The 23,918-nt window shown below is 59.7% G+C and carries 20 protein-coding genes; 18 read left to right on the top strand and 2 right to left on the bottom strand.

The window, feature by feature from the left end; genetic code table 11:
- Positions 1-24 precede the first annotated feature (24 nt).
- The 17 genes from iscU to I6L35_RS14655 all read left to right on the top strand — a co-directional run bounded on the left by iscU (position 25) and on the right by I6L35_RS14655 (position 16,381).
- Positions 25-408, top strand: coding sequence for a Fe-S cluster assembly scaffold IscU (gene iscU, locus I6L35_RS14575; RefSeq protein WP_005333813.1), 384 nt, complete (start codon positions 25-27; stop codon positions 406-408).
- Positions 409-423: 15 nt separating this feature from the next.
- On the top strand, positions 424-747 hold the full coding sequence (iscA, locus tag I6L35_RS14580; protein WP_005333812.1) for an iron-sulfur cluster assembly protein IscA: 324 nt from the start codon (positions 424-426) through the stop codon (positions 745-747).
- Between the two features lie 118 nt (positions 748-865).
- A complete protein-coding gene (hscB, locus tag I6L35_RS14585; protein ID WP_005351031.1) occupies positions 866-1,384 on the top strand; it encodes a co-chaperone HscB in 519 nt (172 codons plus the stop codon).
- 28 nt (positions 1,385-1,412) lie between these two features.
- A complete protein-coding gene (gene hscA / locus I6L35_RS14590; protein WP_216978558.1) occupies positions 1,413-3,260 on the top strand; it encodes a Fe-S protein assembly chaperone HscA in 1,848 nt (615 codons plus the stop codon).
- A gap of 1 nt (position 3,261) precedes the next feature.
- Positions 3,262-3,600, top strand: a complete 339-nt coding sequence (gene fdx / locus I6L35_RS14595; RefSeq protein ID WP_005333808.1) for an ISC system 2Fe-2S type ferredoxin — start codon at positions 3,262-3,264, stop codon at positions 3,598-3,600.
- A gap of 173 nt (positions 3,601-3,773) precedes the next feature.
- Complete coding sequence (gene pepB / locus I6L35_RS14600) at positions 3,774-5,078, top strand: aminopeptidase PepB (RefSeq protein WP_216978559.1); 1,305 nt, start codon at positions 3,774-3,776, stop codon at positions 5,076-5,078.
- Positions 5,075-6,358 (top strand): aminopeptidase PepB, encoded by a 1,284-nt coding sequence (gene pepB, locus I6L35_RS14605; protein WP_216978560.1) that lies wholly within the window; start codon positions 5,075-5,077, stop codon positions 6,356-6,358. Before pepB (I6L35_RS14600) ends, pepB (I6L35_RS14605) begins: the two co-directional genes overlap by 4 nt.
- A 267-nt stretch (positions 6,359-6,625) precedes the next feature.
- The gene (ndk, locus tag I6L35_RS14610) at positions 6,626-7,054 is read left to right on the top strand and encodes a nucleoside-diphosphate kinase (protein WP_005333805.1); all 429 of its coding nucleotides are present in this window, start codon (positions 6,626-6,628) and stop codon (positions 7,052-7,054) included.
- A gap of 167 nt (positions 7,055-7,221) precedes the next feature.
- On the top strand, positions 7,222-8,325 hold the full coding sequence (locus tag I6L35_RS14615; RefSeq protein ID WP_005344856.1) for a bifunctional tRNA (adenosine(37)-C2)-methyltransferase TrmG/ribosomal RNA large subunit methyltransferase RlmN: 1,104 nt from the start codon (positions 7,222-7,224) through the stop codon (positions 8,323-8,325).
- Positions 8,326-8,336: 11 nt separating this feature from the next.
- Entirely contained in the window at positions 8,337-9,128 is a 792-nt protein-coding gene (gene tapF / locus I6L35_RS14620; RefSeq protein ID WP_216953941.1) for a type IV pilus biogenesis/stability protein PilW, read from the top strand.
- Positions 9,118-10,089: a cytoskeleton protein RodZ gene (rodZ, locus tag I6L35_RS14625; RefSeq protein ID WP_216978561.1), complete on the top strand. Its 972-nt coding sequence runs from the start codon at positions 9,118-9,120 to the stop codon at positions 10,087-10,089. The genes tapF and rodZ overlap by 11 nt, the downstream gene beginning before the upstream one ends.
- Positions 10,090-10,099: 10 nt before the next feature.
- Entirely contained in the window at positions 10,100-11,215 is a 1,116-nt protein-coding gene (gene ispG, locus I6L35_RS14630; protein ID WP_216978562.1) for a flavodoxin-dependent (E)-4-hydroxy-3-methylbut-2-enyl-diphosphate synthase, read from the top strand.
- A gap of 138 nt (positions 11,216-11,353) precedes the next feature.
- Positions 11,354-12,631 carry a histidine--tRNA ligase gene (gene hisS, locus I6L35_RS14635; RefSeq protein WP_216978563.1) on the top strand — a complete coding sequence of 426 codons (1,278 nt, stop codon included), beginning with the start codon at positions 11,354-11,356 and terminating at the stop codon, positions 12,629-12,631.
- 3 nt (positions 12,632-12,634) lie between these two features.
- Positions 12,635-13,285, top strand: coding sequence for a tetratricopeptide repeat protein (locus tag I6L35_RS14640; RefSeq protein WP_216978564.1), 651 nt, complete (start codon positions 12,635-12,637; stop codon positions 13,283-13,285).
- A complete protein-coding gene (bamB, locus tag I6L35_RS14645; RefSeq protein ID WP_216978565.1) occupies positions 13,278-14,462 on the top strand; it encodes an outer membrane protein assembly factor BamB in 1,185 nt (394 codons plus the stop codon). Before I6L35_RS14640 ends, bamB begins: the two co-directional genes overlap by 8 nt.
- Positions 14,463-14,536: 74 nt before the next feature.
- The gene (der, locus tag I6L35_RS14650; protein ID WP_005333794.1) at positions 14,537-16,033 is read left to right on the top strand and encodes a ribosome biogenesis GTPase Der; all 1,497 of its coding nucleotides are present in this window, start codon (positions 14,537-14,539) and stop codon (positions 16,031-16,033) included.
- Between the two features lie 123 nt (positions 16,034-16,156).
- Positions 16,157-16,381: a zinc ribbon domain-containing protein gene (locus I6L35_RS14655; protein WP_005344872.1), complete on the top strand. Its 225-nt coding sequence runs from the start codon at positions 16,157-16,159 to the stop codon at positions 16,379-16,381.
- 373 nt (positions 16,382-16,754) lie between these two features.
- On the opposite strand, the gene mltF is transcribed toward I6L35_RS14655, so the two are convergent.
- The gene (gene mltF, locus I6L35_RS14660; protein ID WP_216978566.1) at positions 16,755-18,239 is read right to left on the bottom strand and encodes a membrane-bound lytic murein transglycosylase MltF; all 1,485 of its coding nucleotides are present in this window, start codon (positions 18,237-18,239) and stop codon (positions 16,755-16,757) included.
- Positions 18,240-18,388: 149 nt separating this feature from the next.
- Here mltF and purL point away from each other — a divergent pair, with 149 nt between their 5' ends.
- Positions 18,389-22,312, top strand: a complete 3,924-nt coding sequence (gene purL / locus I6L35_RS14665) for a phosphoribosylformylglycinamidine synthase (RefSeq protein WP_216978567.1) — start codon at positions 18,389-18,391, stop codon at positions 22,310-22,312.
- Between the two features lie 64 nt (positions 22,313-22,376).
- On the opposite strand, the gene I6L35_RS14670 is transcribed toward purL, so the two are convergent.
- Positions 22,377-23,912 carry an HD domain-containing phosphohydrolase gene (locus I6L35_RS14670; protein WP_254204468.1) on the bottom strand — a complete coding sequence of 512 codons (1,536 nt, stop codon included), beginning with the start codon at positions 23,910-23,912 and terminating at the stop codon, positions 22,377-22,379.
- Between the last annotated feature and the right edge of the window lie 6 nt (positions 23,913-23,918).

The following is a 23,918-nucleotide window of genomic DNA, read 5'->3' on the forward strand; positions in this document are numbered from 1 at the left end:
CAACAGAATTAGCAGGAGTGAGATATGGCTTACAGTGAAAAAGTAATCGACCACTACGAGAATCCTCGCAACGTCGGTGGTTTCGACAAGAATGATCCCAGCGTTGCAACCGGCATGGTCGGTGCGCCCGCCTGTGGCGACGTGATGAAGCTGCAACTGAAGATCAGCGACGAAGGCATCATCGAAGATGCCAAGTTCAAGACCTACGGCTGCGGTTCCGCCATCGCCTCCAGCTCCCTGGTGACCGAATGGGTCAAGGGCAAGACCCTGGACGAAGCGGCTGGCATCAAGAACACAGATATCGCTGAAGAGTTGGCCCTGCCACCGGTGAAGATCCACTGCTCCATTCTGGCTGAGGACGCCATCAAGGCCGCCATCGCCGATTACAAGCAGAAGAAAGGTCTCTAAGCGCCGGAGAGCAGTATGGCTATTACCATGACAGATGCCGCCGCGGCACGGGTTTCCTCTTTTCTGGCTAACCGGGGCAAGGGCATTGGCCTGCGCCTCGGCGTCAAAACCACAGGCTGCTCCGGTCTTGCCTACGTGCTTGAGTTCGTTGATGAACTGACCGATGAGGATCAGGTGTTCGAGCAGCAGGGCGTCAAGATTATTGTTGATGCCAAGAGCCTGATCCATCTGGATGGCACCGAGCTGGATTTCGTCAAGGAGGGCCTCAACGAGGGCTTCCAGTTCAATAATCCCAACGCCAAAGGCGAGTGTGGTTGCGGCGAAAGCTTCAGTGTCTGAGATGTTTGACGTCAATGATCCTTCGTCTGTGGTTGAGCGGGTCGCCCATGACCCGTTCAACCACATCTCATTTGCCAGGGGCGAGTGAGGTTGTGGCGAACGTTTCCAAGAGGTTTGCATGAATCATTTCGAGCTGTTTGGGCTGGTTGAAGGCTTCGAGCTCGATACCCGTCAGTTGGCTGATACCTACCGCCAGCTGCAAACCCAATTCCATCCTGATCGTTTTGCCACCGCCCCCGAACGGGAGCAGCTGGCTGCGGTGCAACGTGCCGCCCAGATCAACGAAGCATTCACCACCCTCAAGGCGCCGCTGCGCCGTGCAGAATATCTGCTCTCCCTGCGTGGCACCGATATCCGTGGTGAACAGCAGACTCTGCAAGATACCGCGTTTCTGATGCAGCAGCTGGAGTGGCGCGAGCGTCTGGCCGATCTGAAAGATGACGCAGACCCTGAGCGCGCCATCAAGGATTTTCGCAGCGAGATCAGGCATGATCACCAGATGTTGATGCAGCAGCTGACCGAGTCTCTTGCCGCCGGCAGAGATCTCGTTGCCGCTGATTGCGTTCGCAAACTCAAGTTTGTCGACAAGCTCCTTGAAGAGCTGGAACGATTCGAAGACTCGCTTCTCGAGTCTTGATCCTTTAACGCTGGAAGTTTCATTACCCATGGCATTACTGCAAATCGCCGAACCCGGCCAGAGCGCTGTTCCTCATCAGCACAAACGTGCCGTCGGGATCGATCTCGGCACCACCAACTCTCTCGTCGCTGCGGTTCGCAGTGGTCACGCCGATACCCTTTGCGATGAGCAAGGGCACGACCTGCTCCCGTCAGTGGTGCACTATCAAAGCGACGCCATTCGAGTCGGGATTGATGCCAAGCGCGAAGCGGCGCTCGATCCTCACAACACCATCGTCTCGGTCAAACGGATGATGGGCAAGGCGCTGGCCGATATCGATACCCGCCAGCAGCCTTACCAGTTTGTTGCCGCCGACAATGGCATGCCGCAACTGCAAACCCGTCAGGGGCTGGTCAATCCGGTGCAGGTCTCGGCCGAAATCCTCAAAAAGCTGGCCGAGCGTGGCGCCCAGACTCTCGGGGGCGATCTCGATGGCGTGGTCATTACCGTGCCCGCCTATTTCGATGATGCCCAGCGTCAGGGGACCAAGGATGCGGCCCGTCTGGCCGGTCTGCACGTACTGCGTCTGCTCAACGAGCCGACCGCGGCCGCGATTGCCTATGGCCTTGACTCCGGTCAGGAAGGGGTGATCGCGGTTTACGATCTGGGGGGCGGCACCTTCGATATCTCCATCCTGCGTCTGCACCGCGGTGTGTTTGAAGTGATGGCGACCGGCGGCGATTCCGCCCTCGGCGGTGATGATTTTGATCACCTGCTGGCGGACTGGATCAAGGAGCAAGCGGGCCTCTCCGGTGAGCTGGATGCCCATCTGCAGCGCGAGCTGCTGGATGTGGCCGCGGCCGTCAAGCACGGCCTCACCGATACCGACAGCGTTCCCTGCACCTTTGCCGGCTGGCAGGGTTCAGTGAGCCGCAGCCAGTTTGATGAACTCATCACCCCGCTGGTGAAACGGACCTTGCTGGCCTGTCGCCGCGCCCTGCGCGATGCGGGCCTTGAGCAGGTGGAAGTGCTGGAAGTGGTGATGGTCGGTGGCTCCACCCGGGTGCCGTTGGTGCGTGAACTGGTGGGCGAGTTCTTCCAGCGTACGCCGCTGACCAGCATCGATCCGGATAAAGTGGTCGCCATCGGCGCCGCCATCCAGGCCGATATTCTGGTGGGCAACAAGCCTGATGCCGAGATGCTGCTGCTGGACGTTATCCCCTTGTCGCTGGGTCTGGAGACCATGGGTGGCCTCGCCGAGAAAGTGATCCCGCGCAACACCACCATTCCGGTGGCCCGTGCCCAGGAGTTCACCACCTTCAAGGATGGTCAGACCGCCATGGCCATTCACGTGGTACAGGGTGAACGCGAACTGGTGGCCGATTGCCGCTCCCTGGCCCGCTTTACCCTGACCGGCATTCCGCCGATGGCCGCCGGCGCCGCCCATATTCGCGTTACCTTCCAGGTGGATGCGGATGGTCTGCTCTCGGTCAGCGCCATGGAGAAATCCTCCGGCGTGCAGGCCGAGATCCAGGTTAAGCCCTCTTACGGGCTGGCGGAGCAGGATATCCTCAACATGCTGAGCGCCTCCATCGAGAACGCCCAGCAGGATATGGATGCCCGCATGCTGGCCGAGCAGCAGGTTGAAGCCGACCGGGTGGTCGAGAGTCTCAATGCCGCGCTGGCCGCTGATGGCGATGCCCTGCTCAATGCTGCCGAGCGTGCCGAGATTGATGCCGCCATCGCCCATCTGCTGACCATGCGCAACAGCGGCGCAACCCATCAAATCAAAGAAGCCATTGAGGCAGCCGATGCTGTCAGTGGCGAGTTTGCAGCCCGCCGGATGGACGCCTCCATCCGCAAGGTGCTGACCGGACAAAACGTCAACAAGGTGTAATATGCCAAAACTGATCATTCTTCCTCATCCCGTACTCTGTCCGGATGGCGCCGCCCTCGAGGGGCAAAGCGGCGAGACCATTCTGGATGTGGCGCTGCGCAACGGTATCGAAATCGAGCACGCCTGCGAGAAATCCTGTGCCTGCACTACCTGCCACTGCGTGGTGCGCGAGGGCTTTGACTCGCTCGAGCCAAGCGACGAGCTGGAAGACGACATGCTGGACAAGGCGTGGGGGTTGGAGCCGGAATCCCGTCTCAGCTGCCAGGCAAAACTGGCGGACGAGGATCTGGTGGTGGAATTGCCCAAGTACACCCTGAACCTTGCCTCTGAACGCCATTAATTACACATGAGTGAATTGCACGTGCAGCATCCTGTGGTGCTTCAGTGATATGGTGGAAGGCCGTGACCCTCGGGGGCACGGCCTTTTTTGTATTCGTTATTCTCTCTTTGCTAATAAGCTCTTTCCCATAAAGAGTGCTTATACATAGTGCCAGTAAAAAGGAAGCAAACACGATGGCTGACATGATGAAGGTAGCGTTATCCACCCAGGCTGCGGCTGCCTATTGGGGCGAGGGCGCCCAGCTCAGTTTCAATGGCGACGAGGCACTGATCCATCTCGGTGCCGCCGGTCAGGAGAAGGATGTCCTGCGCACCGTTCAGCGCGCTGCCCGTCGCCTCGAATCGAGCGGGATCAAGCGGGTGACGCTGGCTGGAGAGGGGTGGGATCTGGAGCGTCGCTACGCGTTCGCCCAGGGGTTCTACGCCGCCAAGGGAGCCCGTGAACTGGATTTCGGCCAGCAGAGCGACGCGGACGCCCGTGAACTGAATGCGCTGCTCAAGGCTGCTCGCTGGGTACGTGACATCACCAATGGCTGTCCGGAAGAGATCTACCCCATGAGTCTGGCGGAATCGGCCCTGTTGCTTATTCGTGGTCTGGCCGGGGATCAGGTTACTGCCCGCATCACCGCCGGTGAAGCGCTACGTGAGTCTGGCCATATCGGGATCTGGTCGGTTGGCCGTGGCAGCGAGCGCGAGCCTGTGCTGCTGGAGCTAGACTACAACCCGACCGGTGATCGCCATGCGCCCGTGGTGGCGGCGCTGGTGGGCAAGGGGATCACTTTTGATTCTGGCGGCTACTCCATGAAGTCCTCTGACAACATGCTGCCGATGAAGTCCGACATGGGCGGCGCCGCCATGGTCACCGGCGCGCTGGCGCTGGCCATCAGCCGCGGTTTGAACCAGCGGGTGAAGCTCATTCTCTGCTGCGCCGAGAACCTGGTCTCCGGCCACGCTTTCAAGCTGGGCGACATCCTTACCTACAAAAACGGCATTTCGGTCGAGATCCAGAACACCGATGCGGAAGGGCGTCTGGTGCTGGCCGATGGCCTGATGGCGGCCTCCGACAGCGGTGCAGCTTTTATCCTTGACGCAGCCACCCTGACCGGCGCCGCCAAGATGGCGCTGGGGCGCGACTACAATGCGGTGTTTGCCCTCGATGAGACCGAGCAGCAGCGCGCACTGGCCGCCGCCAAGGTGGAAAACGAGCAGGCGTGGGCGCTGCCGCTGGAGCCCTGGCATGCCAGCCAGCTCACCTCGGCCTTTGCCGATCTGGGCAACGTCGCCTCAGCCGAAGGCACGGCCGGTGCCACCACGGCTGCTGCGTTCCTTTCCCGTTTCGTACGTGATGAGGGCAAGGGTTGGGTGCACCTGGATCTGGCGGCCTCTTATCAGAAATCGGGTAACGATCTCTGGGCAACCGGCGCCAAGGGGCACGGTCTGCGCACCATCGCCCGCTGGCTGCAGGAGGTGACCGCATGAATGTCTGGTTAAGTCGTGAATTTGCACCGGCCGAGTGGGGGGAGGGTGCGCTGCTCTCTCACCGTGCCGACGGCATGGTGATCCATCTGGTGACGGCCAATCCGCTGCTCGATATCCAGCAGGCGGCCCGTCGCCTCTGCCTGCAAGGGATCCAGAAAGTGACCCTGGCTGGTCATTGGGAGCGTGAACAGCAGTGGGCATTTGCACAAGGGCTGCAAACCCCCAAGGCGGAGGTGCAACTGCAGTGGGCCATGTCCTCGGAAGAGGACCGAGAGGAGCTGGAAGCGCGCTGGCTCTGTGGCCGCTGGGTGCGCGAGATGACCAATGCCACCCCGGAGCAGTTGGGCCCGCTGGAGCTGGCGGTGGAAGCGGCCTCCTTTATTACCGAGCTGGCGCCGGACAAGGTGAGTCATCGCATTTTGAAAGGCGAAGCGCTGCAACAGGCGGGATGGGTTGGCCTTTACCAAGTAGGCCGCGGCAGCGAGCGCGAGCCGGTATTGCTGGAGCTTGACTTCAATCCGGGGCGCGACCCCAAGGCGCCGGTAGCGGCAGCGCTGGTGGGCAAGGGGATCACCTTTGACTCCGGCGGCTACTCCATGAAGAGCTCCGAGGGGATGCTCACCATGAAGTGTGACATGGGGGGCGCGGCGATTGTCACCGGTGCGCTGGCGCTTGCAATGCTGCGCGGGCTCGACAAGCGGGTGAAGCTTATTCTCTGCTGCGCCGAGAACCTGGTCTCCGGCCACGCCTACAAGCTGGGGGATATCCTCACTTACAAGAACGGCACCACGGTCGAGATTGTGAATACCGATGCCGAAGGGCGGCTGGTGCTGGCCGATGGCCTGCAACTGGCGAGCGAGTCCGGCGCACCGCTGATCATCGATGCCGCAACTCTGACTGGTGCTGCCGTGATGGCGCTGGGTGGGCGCTACAATGCTCTGTTTGGCCTCGATAAAGGGCTGGTAAGCCGGGCCATGACCTATGCCGATGCCGAGCATGAGCCAGCCTGGCCGTTGCCGCTGGAGCCCTGGCACCGCCAGCAGTGCCCTTCCCATTACGCCGACACGGCCAACAGCCGTCCGGTGAAGGGGGGCGGGCCGGGTGGCGCCTCCAACGCGGCGGGTTTCCTCTCCCGTTTCGTTGCCAACGAAGGGATGGGCTGGCTGCATATCGATCTGGCCGCCTGCTTCAGTGACAACGGCGATGCCCTCTGGGCGCCGGGAGCTAATACTCTGGGGATGCGCACCATAGCGCGGGCCTTGCTGGCGGAAGCCAAATAGGCGAGACAAGGCACCTTCGGGTGCCTTTTTCATGCTGTTCGAATTGTGAACAAAAGATGGGGTTTTGGCGGCTTAAGGTAACTATCGTGCGCAAGCGCACATATTTTCCGGCTCTGCTCGGTCAAGATGAGTGTGGATGTTGATTGCAAGGGAGTGATGTTTAATAAAAAGTTGCTTGTTTGTGTGTTTTTCCGGTTTTTGTTTACGTATAATCGCCAGCGAACATGGATTCTAACAATAAAACTCTGTAGTTAAGGAAAGATATCAATGGCCATCGAACGTACCTTCTCTATCGTTAAACCGGATGCTGTCAGCAAGAACCTGATCGGTGCCATCTATAGCCGTTTCGAAAGCGCAGGCTTGAAAGTGGTGGCATCCAAAATGCTGCACATGAGCAGTGAACAGGCTGCCGGTTTCTATGCCGAGCATCAGGGCAAGCCTTTTTATGACAATCTGGTCAGCTTCATGACCTCTGGCCCTGTCATGGTACAGGTGCTGGAAGGGGAAGACGCTATCCGTCGCAATCGCGAGATCATGGGTGCTACCAACCCGAAAGAGGCGCTGGCTGGTACCTTGCGTGCCTGTTATGCCGAGAGCATCGATCGCAACGCAGTACATGGCTCCGATGCACCGGCATCCGCTGCCCGCGAAATTGCCTACTTCTTCTCTGACAACGAGATCTGCCCGCGCGGCTGATTTTTGTGGATGATGACCCAAGGGAGCCTCGGCTCCCTTTGTTGTTTTCGCCGTTTACGCAATATCCCTCTATTCTCCAGGTGGAAAGCCAGACCCATTATTTGTACAATGCCGCCCCCTGACGTCGTCAGCCAATAATTGATGAAGTGTTTGAACTGAGGCCATTGATGAGCGAAACAAAAATCAACCTGCTGGATCTTGATCGGGATGCCATGCGTGCCTTTTTCGTCGAACTGGGCGAGAAGCCATTCCGGGCAGATCAGGTCATGAAGTGGATCTATCACTTTGGGTGTGATGATTTCGATCAGATGACCAACGTCAACAAGGTGCTCAAAGAGCGCCTCAAGGCGATCGCCGAGATCAAGGCGCCCGAGATCAGCCGCGAGCAGCGCTCTGCCGATGGCACCATCAAGTGGGCCTTGCAGGTGGGCGATCAGGAGGTCGAGACCGTCTACATCCCGGAAGATGACCGCGCGACCCTCTGCGTCTCCTCTCAAGTTGGCTGTGCGCTGGAGTGCAAGTTCTGCTCCACGGCTCAACAAGGCTTCAACCGCAATCTGAAAGTCTCCGAGATCATCGGTCAGGTGTGGCGTGCTGCCCGTGTGGTCGGTGGCAAGCGTCCCATCACCAACGTGGTGATGATGGGGATGGGCGAGCCGCTGCTCAACCTCGCCAACGTGGTGCCCGCCATGCGTCTGATGATGGATGACTACGGCTTTGGCATCTCCAAGCGCCGGGTGACCATCTCCACCTCTGGCGTGGTACCTGCGCTGGACAAGCTGGGCGACCAGATCGACGTGGCGCTGGCTATCTCCCTGCACGCCCCGAACGACAAGCTGCGTTCAGAGATCATGCCGATCAACGACAAATACAACATCGAGGAGTTCCTCGCCGGTGTCCGTCGCTACCTGGCCAAATCCAATGCCAACGGTGGTCGGGTAACCGTCGAGTATGTGCTGCTCGATCATATCAATGACGATATGCAGCATGCGCACGAGCTGGCCAAGGTGCTCAAGGACACTCCGAGCAAGATCAACCTGATCCCGTTCAACCCCTTCCCGGGCAACCCTTACGGCAAGCCGAGCAACAGCCGTATCGATCGCTTCTCCAAGGTGCTGATGGAGTACGGTTTCACCGTGATTGTCCGTAAGACCCGTGGTGATGACATCGATGCCGCCTGTGGTCAGCTGGTGGGTGACGTGATTGACCGTACCAAGCGAACTATCAAAAATCGGATGCAACAGGATGGGATTTCCGTCAAAATGGTTTAAATGCTAAGCCATTGTATAGACAGGGAATGGATACACGTACATTGATCGTAGTGGCAGCGCTCTGCGCGCTGCCAGGCTGTGTGACCGAGACCACTTACGCTGGCCAGAACTCGACCCAGCGTGAAGTGGGTCCTGACCTCAAGGCGGCTGCCCAAACCCGCCTCGACCTGGGTATCCAGTACCTGCGTCAGGGCAATGCCGAGCAGGCCAAGTTCAATCTTGATCGCGCCCTCCAGTATGACCCCTCCAATCCTCAAGTGCAGATCGGTTTTGCCTACTTCTACCAGAGGGTGGGGGATTTCAAGGCGGCTGAAGAGCATTACAAGAACGCCCTTGCCATGGATCCGTCCAATGCTGACGCAATGAACAACTATGGCGCCTTCCTCTGTGATCGTGGCCGTTATGATGAGGCAGACAAGGCATTCAACCAGGCTGTTATTCAACCAGGCTATGTGAAGATTGCCGATACCTATGAAAATGCGGCACTTTGTGCCCTGCAAAATCGCAGAAATGATAAAGCAACCGAGTACTATCTCCTGGCCTTGGGGTATAATCCGGGCAATCCAAGGTTATTGCTGGACTTGGCCGAGCTTTCCATGAAAGATGGCAAGCTGCCTGATGTGCAGTCCTACCTCGCCCGTTTTGCCGATGTGTCAGACGAGAATGAGGAGAGTCTCTGGTTGAGACTCAGATTGGCACAGGCAATGGACAAGCCGGCATTACTTCACCAATTCGGGACTGAGCTGGTAAGGCAATATCCCACTTCGCAACAAGCCAAGCGTTATTTAGCCAATGACTATTGAACAGCCACACGATTTCCAACAAGACGACTCCCAGGCAGCAGGTCCAGGCCAGCTGCTGCGCAATGCCCGTGAACAGCTTGGCTGGACACGAGAACAGGTTGCGTCCCGCATTCACCTTCGTCTGACCCTGATCGCCGCCATCGAATCGGATACCTACGACAAACATACGTCCCATACCTTTATTCGGGGCTATCTGCGTACCTATGCCAAGTTGGTCGGGATCCCGGAAGAGACCATTCTGGCCGCTTACGACAAGCTGGGTCTGACTCCTCCCGACAATATCGACATGCAGAGCTTCTCCCGTCGCTCTCGCCAGCAAGCCAACGACAATCGGCTCAAGGTAGTCACCTGGCTGGTTATTCTGGTGTTGATTGCGCTCTCGGTCGCCTGGTGGTGGCAGAGTACTTCACGCCGCTCCGCCGGTGATGAGGCCCTGGCAGCCACCGAGATGAGTGCAACCGGTTCGACTCCGGCTGAACCGGCTATCACGCAGCCCGATGCGATCAACACCGCCCCGGTGGAAGGCGCTGCCATCGCACCTGCCGCCACTGACGTGACTGCCCCCGCGGTGGTCTCCGATGCGACTGCTACCCTGGCGCCTGCTTCTGCGGCTGTTGCCCCGACCGATGTCAGCGCGGCTGTCGGCACTGCGACCGATGCTGCGGTATCCGGCGCCAATGGCACCGAATCTGAAGAGGCTGTCGTTGATCCGGCGACTGCGCCGCAACTGAAGATGAGCTTCACCGCCGATTGCTGGCTGGATGTGAAGGATGCCAACGGCAAGACCCTGTTCAGTGGTCTGAAGAAGGCCAACGACGAGCTGGTGCTGGAAGGCGCCGAGCCCCTGAAGTTCATCATTGGCGCGCCCATGGCCGTCAAGCTTGACTACAAGGGTCAGTCGTTTGATATGAGCCGTTACAACAACGGTCGTACAGCCCGCTTCTCACTGCCGCAGGAGTAATCTGTTTCCCATGTCTTCTCACGAATCACCCATCATTCGTCGTAAATCCAGACAGATCATGGTTGGTAATGTACCGGTTGGGGGCGATGCCCCCATTACCGTGCAGACCATGACCAACACCAAGACCACAGATGTCGCCGCCACCATCGAGCAGATCCAGCGGATCGAGCGGGTCGGCGCCGATATCGTCCGTGTCTCCGTGCCCACCATGGAAGCGGCGGAAGCCTTCCGGCTCATCAAACAGCAAACCCGCATCCCCATCGTTGCCGATATCCACTTCGACTATCGCATCGCCCTGAAAGTGGCCGAGTACGGTGCCGACTGCCTGCGTATCAACCCGGGCAACATCGGCAACGAGCAGCGGGTGCGATCTGTGGTCGATTGCGCGCGCGACCTCAATATCCCGATCCGTATCGGGGTCAATGGCGGGTCGCTGGAGAAAGATATTCAGGAGAAGTACGGCGAGCCGACCCCAGAGGCGCTGGTGGAGTCCGCCATGCGCCACGTGGAGTATCTCGATCGCCTCGATTTCCAGGATTTCAAGGTGAGCGTCAAGGCCTCCGATGTGTTCCTGGCAGTCGGTGCCTATCGCCTGCTGGCCAAGCAGATTGAACAGCCGCTGCACCTTGGCATCACCGAAGCGGGCGGTTTCCGTGCCGGCGCGGTGAAGTCTGCCATCGGTCTGGGTATGTTGCTCACCGATGGCATCGGCGATACCCTGCGTATCTCGCTGGCGGCGGATCCGGTGGAGGAGGTAAAGGTCGGTTTCGATATCCTCAAATCCCTGCGTATTCGCTCCCGTGGCATCAACTTTATCGCTTGCCCATCCTGCTCACGGCAGGAGTTCGATGTGATCGCCACCGTCAATGCTCTGGAAGAGCGGCTCGAAGACATCATCACCCCGATGGATGTCTCCATCATCGGCTGTGTGGTGAACGGGCCGGGCGAAGCGCTGGTTTCCGACCTTGGTCTGGCGGGTGCCGCCAACAAGAGTGCCTTCTATGAGGGGGGCCAGCGGGTCGATCGGCTCGACAACAAGGATCTCATTCCTACTCTGGAGCGCCGCATTCGTGCCCGCGCCGCCATGCTGGATCCGGCCAACCGGATCCCGATGGACAAGGAGTGAGCGAAACAGGGCCACATGGGGTGGCCCTCTTTCCAGGTGACTGATTTTACACCCCGCATCCGGACTCCCTGATTTTACCTCGGGGGGGAAACTCACTATAATGCGGCCAAATTTTACCTCTTTTTCTCGAGTATCAACGTGGCAAAACAGATCCAAGCTATTCGCGGTATGAATGATTGCCTGCCGGAGCAGAGCCCGGTATGGCAGAAAGTTGAACAGATCCTGCGCCAGGTCGTTGCCAGCTATGGCTACAGCGAAGTGCGCATGCCGATTGTCGAGCAGACTCATCTGTTCAAGCGCGCCATCGGTGAAGTGACCGACGTGGTCGAAAAAGAGATGTACACCTTTGAAGACCGCAACGGCGACAGCCTGAGTCTGCGTCCGGAAGGGACCGCCAGCTGCGTCCGTGCCGGTATAGAGCACGGTCTGCTTTACAACCAGGAACGCCGGATGTGGTACATGGGCCCCATGTTCCGTCACGAGCGTCCCCAGAAGGGCCGTTACCGCCAGTTCCACCAGTTCGGTGTCGAGCTGTTTGGCATCAACGGGCCGGACATTGACGCGGAGCTGATCATGCTGACCCACCGCCTGTGGCGTCTGTTTGGCATCAGCGAACATGTCACCCTGCAGCTCAACACCCTGGGGCAGAGTGCCGAGCGTGCCGCATACCGTGATGCGCTGGTAGCCTATCTGGAGCAGTACAAGGACCAGCTGGACGAAGAGAGCCAGCGCCGCATGTACAGCAACCCGTTGCGGGTGCTCGACTCCAAGGATGAAAAAGTACAGGCCATTCTGGCGGGTGCCCCGCGTCTGTTCGATCACCTGGGCGAAGAGAGCCTGGCCCACTTCGAGGGGCTCAAGCGCCTGCTTGAGTCTGCCGGGATCAAATACGAAGTGAACGAGCGTCTGGTGCGTGGTCTTGACTATTACAACCTGACCGTGTTCGAGTGGGTCACCAGCAGTCTGGGTGCCCAGGGCACCGTCTGTGCCGGTGGCCGCTACGATGGTCTGGTAGAGCAGTTGGGCGGTCAACCGACCCCGGCCGTGGGCTTTGCCATGGGCATGGAGCGTCTGGTGCTGATGCTGGAGACCCTCGAGCTCAACGCCGATATCCGCCCGGCGGTGGATGTTTATCTGGCGATGGTGGGCGAGGGGACCGAGCAGGCTGGCTTCCAGCTGGCCGAGCGTCTGCGCGATGCCCTGCCTGACCTGCGCCTCATGAGCCACTGCGGCGGTGGCAACTTCAAGAAACAACTCAAGCGTGCCGACAAGAGCGGTGCGGCAATCGCCCTGATCCTTGGTGAAACCGAGGTGCAAAACGGGGAGATCACTATCAAATATCTGCGTGGTCAGGCCGAGCAACAGACCGTCAAGGTTAACGCCGCCATTGCCCTGCTGGCAGCCAAAGGAGAGTAAGCTGTGGAAGTCTATACCACCGAAGAACAACAGGTTGAGGTTATCAAGGAGTGGTGGAAAGAGAACGGAACCTCGGTGATTGTCGGGACCGTGATCGGTCTGGTCGGTCTGTTCGGCTGGCGCTATTACAACCAGCACCAGCAAGAGACCATGGAGGCCTCCTCCCACTCTTACAACCAGGTGATTGAGCAGCTGGCCAAGGGCGATGCCGCCGGTTTCGAGCAGGCACAGCAGTTTGTCACCGCCAACAAGGGCGACTCCTACGGCGAATTGGCCGCTTTGCAACTGGCTGCTGCTGCCGTCAAGGCGGGCAAGCTGGATCTGGCTGCCGAGCAGCTGGAGCTGGTGGCGACCACAGGTGACGAGAGCATTCGTCCCATCGCGGCGTTGCGTCTGGCCCGAGTGCTGAATGATCAGGGCAAGGCAGATGAAGCGCTGGCCCAACTTGGCAAGATCAACAGCGACGCCTTCAAGGCCCAGGTGGCCGAAGTGCGCGGTGACATCCTGCAAAAGCAGGGCAAGATTGAGGAGGCTCGCGACGCCTATCAGGCGGCGGCGGATGCCGGCGGCCTGCAGGGTAGCGCCGAGCTCAAGCTGAAAATGGATGATCTGGCCCTGCCGGCCGTTGCGACTGGTGAGGCACCGGATGCGTAATCTATTCAAGATGGTGGCGCTGGGGGCTGCGGTCTCCTTCGCTCTGCAGGGTTGCTCCCTGTTCAGTTCGGAAGAGGATCTCAACCCGATGGCGCCGCTGCCCAAGGTTGAATCTTCCTTCACTGCCGACACCGCATGGTCATCCACCGTGGGTGATGGCATCGGTGACTTCTACTCCCAGCTCAAGCCGGTGGTGGAAGAGGACCGCATCTACGCGGCTGCCCGCGACGGCGATGTCAGCGCCTTTGATCGTGCCAGTGGCGATCGCCTCTGGACAGTCGATCTGGCTGACCTGCCGGTCAACGCCGACAAGCGCAGCGCCCGCCTCTCGGGTGGTCTGGTATCCCGTTACGGCAAGCTGTTCCTCGGCTCCGAGAACGGGGTGGTATACGCCCTGAACGAAGAGAATGGTGATGTGCTGTGGCAGACCAATGTGCCCGGCGAAGTGGTGGCGAGCCCTGCGGTGGAAGATGGCCGCGTGGTAGTGCTGACTACCTCCGGTCGCCTGATTGCCCTCGATACTGACGAAGGCAAGGTTCAGTGGACTCTCTCTGAAGAGCAGCCGCCGCTGACCCTGCGCAGTGCAGGTGCGCCGGTGATCACCAATGGTGCCGTGATTTATGGCCGCGCCGATGGCAAGGTGGGCATTGCCCTGCTCGGTAACGGCCAACCGGTGCGCCAGTCCAAGGTCGCCGACCCGCGCGGTGCCACCGAGCTTGACCGTATGGTGGACGTCGATGCCAGCCCGCTGATTGCCGGTGATGAGCTCTATGCCATCGCCTACAATGGCCAGTTGATGGCACGCAAACTGATGAGTGGTGACGAGGTGTGGAAGCGCAAGTATTCCGGCTATCGCGATCTGGCGATGACCGGTAATGCCATTGTGCTGACCGACAGCCGCAGCCACCTGTTTGCCGTGGACCGCCGCAACGGTCTGGAGCTGTGGTCCAATACCCAGCTGGAAAACCGCACCGTCACCGCACCTGTCATCTTCGGTGACTATGTGGTGGTAGGCGATGTGGAAGGATACCTGTATTGGCTTGATCGTACCGACGGTACCATCAAGGCGATGCAGCAGCTCGATAGCAGTGGTCTCTACGCCGCTCCCTTGGTGGATGGCGAGACCCTGTATGTACAGAGCCGTGGCGGCAAGTTGTACGCCCTCAAGCGTCCTTGATCGTCCGTTAATGTGAATATACGGCTCCTGGTCTTCGGACCCGGAGCCTTTGTCGTCTTGAGAATGAGGCTTTTATGACTCCTGTAGTAGCCCTGGTGGGCCGCCCAAATGTGGGGAAATCCACCCTGTTTAACCGTCTGACTCGTACCCGGGATGCCCTGGTTGCCGATTTTCCCGGTCTGACCCGGGATCGCAAATACGGTCAGGCGAAGCTGGGCGAGCTGGAATTTATCGTGGTCGATACCGGTGGTATCGATGGTACCGAAGAGGGGATCGAGCTGAAGATGGCCGAGCAATCCCTGTTGGCCATCGAAGAAGCGGACGTCGTGCTGTTCATGGTGGATGCCCGTGCCGGTCTGACCGCGGCGGATCAAGCCATCGCCGAGCACCTGCGCAAGGCCCACAAGAAGGTATTTCTGGTGGCCAACAAGACCGATGGTATCGACGGTGATTCCGCGGTTTCCGAGTTCTACGGTCTGGCCCTGGGCGAGGTCTACCAGATCGCGGCCGCCCACGGTCGTGGCGTGCTGAGCCTGCTGGAACTGGCCCTGGCTCCCCATCTGGAGACCCTGGTCGACTCCGCTACCGATGAAGATGCGCAGGATGAGGAAGAGGAGGACTTCGACGAAGAAGCCCTGCTGCGCATGGTGGCTGCCGGTGAACTCGATACCAAAGAGGACACTAAGGAGACCCCGTTTGCCGACCTGCCCATCAAGTTCGCCATCGTTGGTCGTCCCAACGTCGGTAAATCGACCCTGACCAACCGCATGCTGGGTGAAGATCGGGTCATCGTCTATGACATGCCCGGTACCACTCGTGACTCCGTTTACATTCCGATGGAGCGTGACGAGCAGAAGTATGTGGTCATCGACACCGCCGGTGTGCGTCGTCGTGGCAAGGTGCACGAGACGGTGGAGAAGTTCTCCGTTATCAAGACCCTGAAAGCCATCGAAGATGCCAACGTCTGCCTGCTGGTGATCGACGCTCAGGAGACCATCACCGATCAGGACTTGAGCATTCTGGGCTATGTGCTCCATGCCGGTCGCTCCGTGGTGCTGGTGGTGAACAAGTGGGATGGCCTGGATCAGAAGGTGAAAGAGGATGTGAAGAACGAGCTGGATCGTCGCTTGGGCTTCATCGACTTCGCCCGCGTTCACTTCATCTCCGCCCTGCACGGTAGCGGTGTAGGCCACCTGTTTGAATCCATTCAGGAGGCTTATCAGTCCGCCACCCGTCGTACCAGTACGGCGATGCTGACCCGCATCATGCAGATGGCGCAGGAAGATCACCAGCCGCCGATGGTCAATGGTCGCCGCGTCAAGCTCAAGTATGCCCACGCCGGTGGTTACAACCCGCCACGCATCGTGATCCACGGCAACCAGCTGAACGACTTGCCGGACTCCTACAAGCGGTATCTCATCAACTACTTCCGCAAGTCCCTCAAGATCATGGGCTCGCCGATCCGGGTCGAGTTCCAGGAGTCGGTCAACCCGTTTGAAGGCAAGAAGAACACCATGACCCTGAGTCAGGAACGTCAGCGCAAACGCCTGCTGAAGATGAAGAAGAAATAAGTCCTTGCGGCTGCCCTCACCGGCAGCCGCTTTGTTATCCTCGCCACGTGAAGGTGAGGAATAAGGGGAGGGGAACCCGCCATGGGCAAGCCTATCGCAGGTTCACTTTATGAGGAGTCTACAATGGAAGCCCTGCTTTGCCCGTCATGCCAGGCTGAACTGGATACCCGCAGCAAGGAGCAAACCTGTGGTCAGTGCCAGGCACCTGTTCGCGTCACGGCCATCTGCCCGACCTGCCAGCAGGAGCTGGAGCGTCTCAAGGCGTGCGGCGCGGTGGATTACTTCTGCAACCACTGCAACTCACTGATCTCCAAGCGGACGGTACAGTTCAAGGCGGCGCTGGTGTAAGACGATTTTCAGGTGAGAAAGAAGATAAAAAAACCCGGCGAATGCCGGGTTTATGCTGTGTGCTCTGCAATAAGCAGGGTATAGGATCGATTTCTGCGCCACAGGTTGCGCTTGATGTCATTAAGCTTGAGTTTGCGTCTGGGGCTCCAGCTGCACTTCGCTTTTCTGACCAGACTGATTTTTCTACGTTTTTGCATCTTGGTCTCCTCCCAACTCAGGTGGCCATCCCGGCCTTGGGTCATTGATGGCGCCCATCCGAAATTGCTGTTATTTACTCTCTCAACATAATGAAAACAATGCGATTTCGGATAGGCTCCGATGTGAATCGATGGTAACAGAGAAGTTTGCGTGAAAACAGCCGAATAATGGCTGGTTAGCGCATGGTGATCTGATTGACCACTTCGGCGATGATAGTCGGGCGCTCGGCGATCTCCGGCTCGCTGTCGTTGTCGAGACTCTCCCGTTGGTGGGCCTTCTGTTGCTCGTTATCGAGCCAGAGCAGGCTCTGGTAGTACTGACGCACGTTGTTGACATAGTTGCGCGCCTCGCTGCCGCGGGCATAGCCGTAACGCACCTTGCGATGCCAGCGTGCTTGCTGCAGCAGCGGCAGCACATCCTTGACGTCGCTCCAGGCGTCGGGATTCTTGCCGAGTTCCTTGGTCAGACGGCGCGCGTCCATCATATGGCCGTAGCCGATGTTGTAGGCGGTGAGAGCAAACCACACCTTCTCGTCCTCGGGCACCGAATCCGGCACCTTCTCCATCATCTGTTGCAGATAGAGGGAGCCACCCTTGATGCTCTCTTCCGGATGAAGCCGGTCGTTGACTCCCATCGCCTTGGCGGTGGGCTCGGTCAGCATCATCATGCCACGCACGCCGGTGTAGGAGCGCGCCTGCGGGTCCCAGTGGGACTCCTGATAGCTGATGGCAGCCAGCAGGCGCCAGTCGATATTCTTGGCGTGGGTCTGGAACAGCGGCTGGTACTTGGGCAGCAGGCTCTTGGCGCGCTTGAGGAAGGTGCGGGTATCGACAAAGTCGAAGTTCTGCACGTGGCCGAAGTACTTCTCGTCCAGCTTGGCGATAGCGCCGTCCATAAAGCGCTGACCGAAAAAGTCGATGACGCTGGCATAGAGGCTGTCATCGGGCAGCTTGCTCATGGCCCAGGCAACGGTCTGCTTCTGTGCCAGGGTCAGCCCCTCGGTGAGCTCCGGGTAGTAGCGCTGGGTACGGGCCAGCACGGTATCCTGCACCACCGTGTAGTCAATCTTGCCATCCACCACCTGCTTGAGCAGTTCCTCCACATCGGCGTTGTGGCTGGTGCTCCACGTCAGTTTGGGATTCTCTTTGCTCATCTCTTTGAGCAGATCTTCCCCGGTGGAGCCGGCGGCCACCACCAGCTTGCCCTTGATATCGTTCAACGAGGCCGGCTTGGGCTTGCCATTACGGTATACCAGCTTGGGAGAGACCTGGTAGAAGCCCGGGCCGAAGCGAAACAGCTCGCGCCGCTCCTGAGTGACCATGATGGCGGCTGCCGCCAGATCGACTTTACCCTTTTTCAGCAGGGTAACCAGTTCGTCAGTGGTGTTGACCGGGATGATGGTGAGTTTCACCCCCAGCCATTCGGCATAATGTTGCGCCAGCTCGTAATCGAACCCCTGGGCGAGGTCGTCACGCTGGTAATAGGATGTGGGGCCATAGATGGTGCCAACCCTGATCTCGCCTCGTTGGCGGATCTGCTCCAGCTGGCTGGAGGGGGTATAGAAGTCGCAGCCAACCAGCGTCAGCGTCAACAACAGCCCGATAAACAGTCGAAAAATGCAGCGCAAGTAGGTGAGTACCTTTGTTGAAAAAATCGGCATTTGTCAAAAAAGAGGCACCTTTATACCAGAGAGTGTGCGCAGAGTCACACTGCGTGAAGTGAGAAAAACGTTTGTCCGCTGTGAGCCAGATCCCTATAATACGCGCGTCTCAATTCCCCCCCACTTTAAAACTTGGTGAGAAAGGTCATATGGATATCTTGCGTGGTGCCCCAGCACTGTCTGATTTTCGTGTCCAAAAACTGCTGCAACGCTTCGCACAGATGAAAAACGAGAGTGGAGTAGAGAGCGGAGTAGAGATAGAGGATGTCTATGCCGAGTATGTGCACTTTGCCGAGCTGACAAGCCCCCTCTCTCCCCCCGAGCGAGCGACCTTGGGCCAGCTCTTGCGCTACGGCCCGACCATCCCCGAACACACCCCCAGCGGTCAGCTGTTTCTTGTTACCCCCCGCCCCGGCACTATCTCCCCCTGGTCTTCCAAAGCAACCGACATCGCCCACAACTGCGGCCTGAAACAAGTCAAGCGGCTGGAGCGTGGTATTGCCTATTACCTGACCATCAAGGGGCCGGGTGAGCTGAGTGCCGCCCAGCGCAGCGCCATTGCCGCCGTGCTCCATGATCGGATGATGGAAGTGGTGTTTGCCGAGATGAGCGAAGCTGCCGCCCTGTTTGCTCACCACGAGCCTCGCCCCTTCACCCAGGTGGATGTGCTGGGCGGTGGTCGCGCAGCCCTGGCCGAAGCCAACGTGGCGCTGGGTCTGGCGCTGGCCGACGACGAAATCGACTATCTGGTGGAGAACTTCACCAAGTTGGGTCGCAACCCCAACGATATCGAGCTCTACATGTTCGCCCAGGCGAACTCCGAACACTGCCGTCACAAGATCTTCAATGCCGACTGGACCATCGATGGTGAGCAGCAGCCCAAGTCGCTGTTCAAGATGATCAAGAACACCTTCGAGCAGACGCCGGATCATGTCCTCTCTGCCTATAAAGACAACGCCGCCGTGATGGAAGGGAGCCAGGGTGGCCGCTTCTTCCCGAGCCCGGCCAACGGCGAATACCAGTATCACCAGGAACAGGTCGACATCCTGATGAAGGTGGAGACCCACAACCACCCGACCGCCATCTCCCCGTTCCCGGGGGCAGCCACCGGCTCCGGCGGCGAAATCCGCGACGAGGGAGCCACCGGTCGTGGTGCCAAGCCCAAGGCGGGTCTGGTCGGTTTCTCCGTCTCCAACCTGCGCATTCCCGGCTTCGAGCAGCCCTGGGAGCAGGATTTCGGCAAGCCGAGCCGTATCGTCAGTGCCTTCGACATCATGCAGGAGGGGCCGCTCGGCGGCGCTGCCTTCAACAACGAGTTCGGCCGTCCGGCCATTCTCGGCTACTTCCGTACCTTCGAAGAGGAGGTGCCGAGCCACAATGGCGTCGAGGTGCGTGGCTACCACAAGCCCATCATGCTGGCAGGCGGCATCGGCAACATCCGCACCGAACATGTCCAGAAAGGGGAGATCCCGGTCGGCGCGGCGCTGATCGTGCTGGGCGGCCCGGCGATGAACATCGGTCTGGGCGGTGGTGCCGCATCCTCCATGGCCTCCGGCCAGTCAGCCGAAGATCTCGACTTTGCCTCGGTGCAGCGTGACAACCCCGAGATGGAGCGCCGTTGCCAGGAGGTGATCGATCGCTGCTGGCAGCTGGGTGACGACAACCCTATCGTCTTTATCCACGACGTGGGGGCGGGTGGTCTCTCCAACGCCATGCCGGAGCTGGTCAACGACGGTGAGCGTGGCGGTCGTTTCGATCTGCGCGCCATCCAGAGCGACGAGCCGGGCATGAGCCCGCTGGAGATCTGGTGCAACGAATCCCAGGAGCGTTACGTGCTGGCGGTAGCGCAGGACAAGCTGCCGCTGTTCAAGGCGCTGTGCGAGCGCGAGCGCGCACCCTATGCCGTCATCGGCACCGCGACCGAAGAGAAGCATCTGACCCTCTCTGACAGCCACTTTGACAATCAGCCCATCGATCTGCCGCTGGATGTGCTGCTGGGCAAGGCGCCCAAGATGCACCGCGACGTGGTGACCCTGCCGGCACAAGGCAAAGCGCTCCAGCTCGATGGCATCACTTTGAGTGATGCGGCCGAGCGGGTTCTGCGTCTGCCGACCGTGGCGGAGAAGTCCTTCCTTATCACCATCGGCGATCGCAGCGTAACGGGCCTCGTCAACCGCGACCAGATGGTTGGCCCCTGGCAGATCCCGGTGGCCGATTGCGCCGTCACCGCTGCCACCTATGACAGCTATCACGGCGAAGCCATGTCCATGGGCGAGCGTACCCCGGTGGCGCTGCTCTCCCACGCCGCCTCCGCTCGCATGGCGGTGGCGGAAGCGCTTACCAACCTGGCACCGGCCCACATCGGTTCCCTCAAGCGGGTCAAGCTCTCCGCCAACTGGATGGCCGCTGCCGGTCATCCGGGTGAAGATGCCGGTCTCTATGAGGCGGTCAAAGCGGTGGGCGAGGAGCTCTGCCCGGCCCTTGGCATCACCATTCCGGTGGGCAAGGACTCCATGTCCATGAAGACCTGCTGGCAGCAGGATGGCAAGGAGCAAAGCGTCACTTCGCCGCTCTCCCTGCTCATCTCGGCGTTTGCCCGGGTCGAGGATGTGCGCAACACGGTTACTCCGCAGCTGCGTACCGATCTCGGTGAGACCGACCTTATCCTCATCGACCTTGGCAATGGCAAGCAGCGCCTAGGCGCCTCGGCGCTAGCGCAGGTCTACCGTCAGCTGGGTGACAAGGCGCCGGATCTCGACAACCCGGTCCAGCTCAAGGGCTTCTTCAACGCCATTCAGACGCTGGTGGCCGATCGCAAACTGATCGCCTATCACGACCGCTCCGACGGTGGCCTGTTCGTCACCCTGACCGAAATGGCGTTTGCCGGCCACTGCGGCCTCGACATCCAGCTCGATCGCATCGGCGGCGAGCTGCTGCCTGCGTTGTTCAACGAGGAGCTGGGCGCCGTCATTCAGGTACGCCGTGAAGACAAAGAGGCGGTGATGACCCTGCTGGCCGGTCACGGTCTGGCGGCCTGCTCCCATGTGCTCGGTACCGTGCGCGAAGGGGATCTCATCACCCTGCAGCGGGGCGGTCAGGAGGTCTATCGTGCCAGCCGTACCGCACTTCGCACCATCTGGGGCGAGACCAGCTGGCAGATGCAGCGCCTGCGCGACAACCCGGCGTGCGCCGACAGTGAGCACGCGGCCCGTCAGGACGCCACCGATCCGGGTCTGCATGCCAAGCTGACTTACAACCCGTCCGAGGATGTGGCTGCACCTTACATTGCCCGCGGGGTCTCCCCCCGTCTGGCGGTGCTGCGCGAGCAGGGGGTCAACTCCCACGTGGAGATGGCGGCGGCGTTCGATCGTGCCGGTTTCGCGGCAGTGGACGTGCACATGAGCGACATTCTCTCCGGTCGCATCAAGCTGGAGGAGTTCCAGACCCTGGTGGCCTGTGGCGGCTTCTCCTACGGTGATGTGTTGGGTGCCGGTGAAGGCTGGGCCAAGTCCATCCTGTTCAATGACAACGCCCGTGAGCAGTTCCAGCGCTTCTTCGAGCGCGGCGATACCCTCTCTCTGGGTGTCTGCAACGGTTGCCAGATGATGTCCAACCTGCGGGATCTCATCCCGGGTGCTGATCTCTGGCCGCGCTTTGTACGCAACCGCTCCGAGCGCTTCGAGGCCCGCTTCAGTCTGGTGCAGGTACAGGAGTCCCCGTCGGCCTTCTTCGCCGGCATGGCAGGCTCCGTGATGCCCATCGCCGTTTCCCACGGGGAAGGGCGTGTCGAGGTGCGCGATGCCGCTCACCTGAGCGCACTGCAGCAGAGCGGTCTGGTAGGGCTGCGCTTTGTCGACAACCGCGGCAGCGTGACCGAGCAGTACCCGGCCAACCCAAATGGCTCGCCGGATGGTATCACCGCCGTGACCACCACCGATGGCCGCGCCACCATCATGATGCCGCACCCGGAGCGGGTGTTCCGTACCGTGGCCAACTCCTGGCACCCCGACAACTGGGGCGAGGACGGCGCCTGGATGCGGATGTTCCGCAACGCCCGGGTTCGTCTGGGTTAATAGAGACAGCACCAGCGCATAAAAACAGAAACCGGCCAATTGGCCGGTTTTTTTATCCGTGTCGTTACGGCTTGCCGAGCGGTTGGGGGATAAAGTCTCCCCGGTCTAGGATCCGCAGACAGGCATCCACCACATCCGCATCGAGCTGATGGCCACGCATCTGGATGATCTGCTCCCTTGCTTGGGGAATGCCGAGGGCGGCGCGATAGGGACGATCCGAGGACATGGATTCGACGATATCGGCGACGGTGAGGATGCGGGCCTCCAGCAGGATCTCATCCCCCTTTAGCTTCCCTGGATAGCCGGAACCGTCCAGATACTCGTGGTGCTGGTGGATCATCCGGGCGATGGGCCAGGGTAGAGCAATATCCTTGAGCACCAGATAACCTGCCGTCGGGTGCTCCTTGACCAGATTGAACTCCTGGGGGGTCAGCTTGCCCGGTTTGGTCAGGATCTCGACAGGCACCTGGATTTTACCGATATCGTGCACCATGGCGCCCAGATAAAGACCACGTAACTGTTTGTCACCCAGCCCCAGTTCCCGACCGATGGCCAACGCCAGAGTAGCGACGTGCTTCTGGTGACCAGCGGTGTAGGGATCGCGTTGTTCCAGCACGGCAGCGATGGCTCCCAGCGCATCCTCCAGGGCCAGCTCCAGTTGGCGGGCATGCATGGCTTTTTCTCGCTGAGCGGCGAGATAGGCTTGCTGGGTACGACGAGCTTGCAGGCCATATGTCAGGTAGTCAGCCAGTCCGTTGAAGAGGTGTACTTCCTCATCGGTGAAGGCTCTGGCCTGCGTGCTGTGAATAAGCAGGCCACCTGGCACTGCGGCTTGCCACGGTAATGGCAGCAGCAGCCGGCCCCTCAGGGTGGCGGAGTGGTGAACCAGTTCGATGCCGAGTGCTTCGTTAAGCATCTCGCCTGAGCTGATGGCCCGGATCAGGGCCACATCCCGGGTGAGCCAGTCATCGCTGGCAAACCAGATAGCCTGACCTGCCTGCGCCAGGATCTGCATTCTGTCCTGATCAGCGGCCTGCAGCACGATCACCAGAGGAAAGCGACCATCGAAGGTGATGGCATCGCAGATCTCCTGCAGTAGTGTCTGCTCGTCCCCCTGCTTGAGCATGGCATGGTGGGCGCGGGTAATGGCTTCAAGCGTCCAGGTATATTGCTGGAGACGCTCCTGCTGCTGCTTCTGGTCGGTAATATCTTCGAAAAAGACACCGACGCCGATCACCTTGCCCAGCTCATCGTACAGGGGAAACTTGGTGGTACTGAGCCAGCGGCCTTCCCCTCCCTTCAGATAGGGTTCTTCGTGATGCCGGGTTTTGCCGCTGGCCATGACCTGGAGATCATCATCCCGATAGCGTTGTGCCAGTTCGGCCGGAAAAAAGTCGGCATCACACTTGCCAACCAGCTCTGCCGGGGTGAGGGCAAGATCGTTGGCCAAGAGACGGTTGCAGGCGATGAAGTGTGAACGGGTATCTTTCAGCAGGACGCGATAGGGCAGCTGTTCCATCACCTGATGGAGCAGGGCTGCGGTAGGGTGATCGCTGACGCCCGGTGGCTGAGTGGATGGCGGTATATTTTTAAACATCATCTTGGT

The organism is Aeromonas sp. FDAARGOS 1405 (assembly GCF_019048265.1).
GTDB classification, from domain to species: domain Bacteria; phylum Pseudomonadota; class Gammaproteobacteria; order Enterobacterales; family Aeromonadaceae; genus Aeromonas; species Aeromonas veronii_A.

Excerpts from the sequence above, each read along its gene's own strand:
- iscA (WP_005333812.1), top strand. The coding sequence starts at position 424 with ATGGCTATTACCATGACAGATGCCGCCGCGGCACGGGTTTCCTCTTTT.
- I6L35_RS14615 (WP_005344856.1), top strand. The coding sequence starts at position 7,222 with ATGAGCGAAACAAAAATCAACCTGCTGGATCTTGATCGGGATGCCATG.
- purL (WP_216978567.1), top strand. The coding sequence starts at position 18,389 with ATGGATATCTTGCGTGGTGCCCCAGCACTGTCTGATTTTCGTGTCCAA.
- der (WP_005333794.1), top strand. The coding sequence starts at position 14,537 with ATGACTCCTGTAGTAGCCCTGGTGGGCCGCCCAAATGTGGGGAAATCC.
- ndk (WP_005333805.1), top strand. The coding sequence starts at position 6,626 with ATGGCCATCGAACGTACCTTCTCTATCGTTAAACCGGATGCTGTCAGC.
- bamB (WP_216978565.1), top strand. The coding sequence starts at position 13,278 with ATGCGTAATCTATTCAAGATGGTGGCGCTGGGGGCTGCGGTCTCCTTC.
- mltF (WP_216978566.1), bottom strand. The coding sequence starts at position 18,239 with ATGCCGATTTTTTCAACAAAGGTACTCACCTACTTGCGCTGCATTTTT.
- I6L35_RS14670 (WP_254204468.1), bottom strand. The coding sequence starts at position 23,912 with ATGATGTTTAAAAATATACCGCCATCCACTCAGCCACCGGGCGTCAGC.
- ispG (WP_216978562.1), top strand. The coding sequence starts at position 10,100 with ATGTCTTCTCACGAATCACCCATCATTCGTCGTAAATCCAGACAGATC.
- hscA (WP_216978558.1), top strand. The coding sequence starts at position 1,413 with ATGGCATTACTGCAAATCGCCGAACCCGGCCAGAGCGCTGTTCCTCAT.
- pepB (WP_216978560.1), top strand. The coding sequence starts at position 5,075 with ATGAATGTCTGGTTAAGTCGTGAATTTGCACCGGCCGAGTGGGGGGAG.
- hscB (WP_005351031.1), top strand. The coding sequence starts at position 866 with ATGAATCATTTCGAGCTGTTTGGGCTGGTTGAAGGCTTCGAGCTCGAT.
- fdx (WP_005333808.1), top strand. The coding sequence starts at position 3,262 with ATGCCAAAACTGATCATTCTTCCTCATCCCGTACTCTGTCCGGATGGC.
- I6L35_RS14655 (WP_005344872.1), top strand. The coding sequence starts at position 16,157 with ATGGAAGCCCTGCTTTGCCCGTCATGCCAGGCTGAACTGGATACCCGC.
- pepB (WP_216978559.1), top strand. The coding sequence starts at position 3,774 with ATGGCTGACATGATGAAGGTAGCGTTATCCACCCAGGCTGCGGCTGCC.
- rodZ (WP_216978561.1), top strand. The coding sequence starts at position 9,118 with ATGACTATTGAACAGCCACACGATTTCCAACAAGACGACTCCCAGGCA.
- iscU (WP_005333813.1), top strand. The coding sequence starts at position 25 with ATGGCTTACAGTGAAAAAGTAATCGACCACTACGAGAATCCTCGCAAC.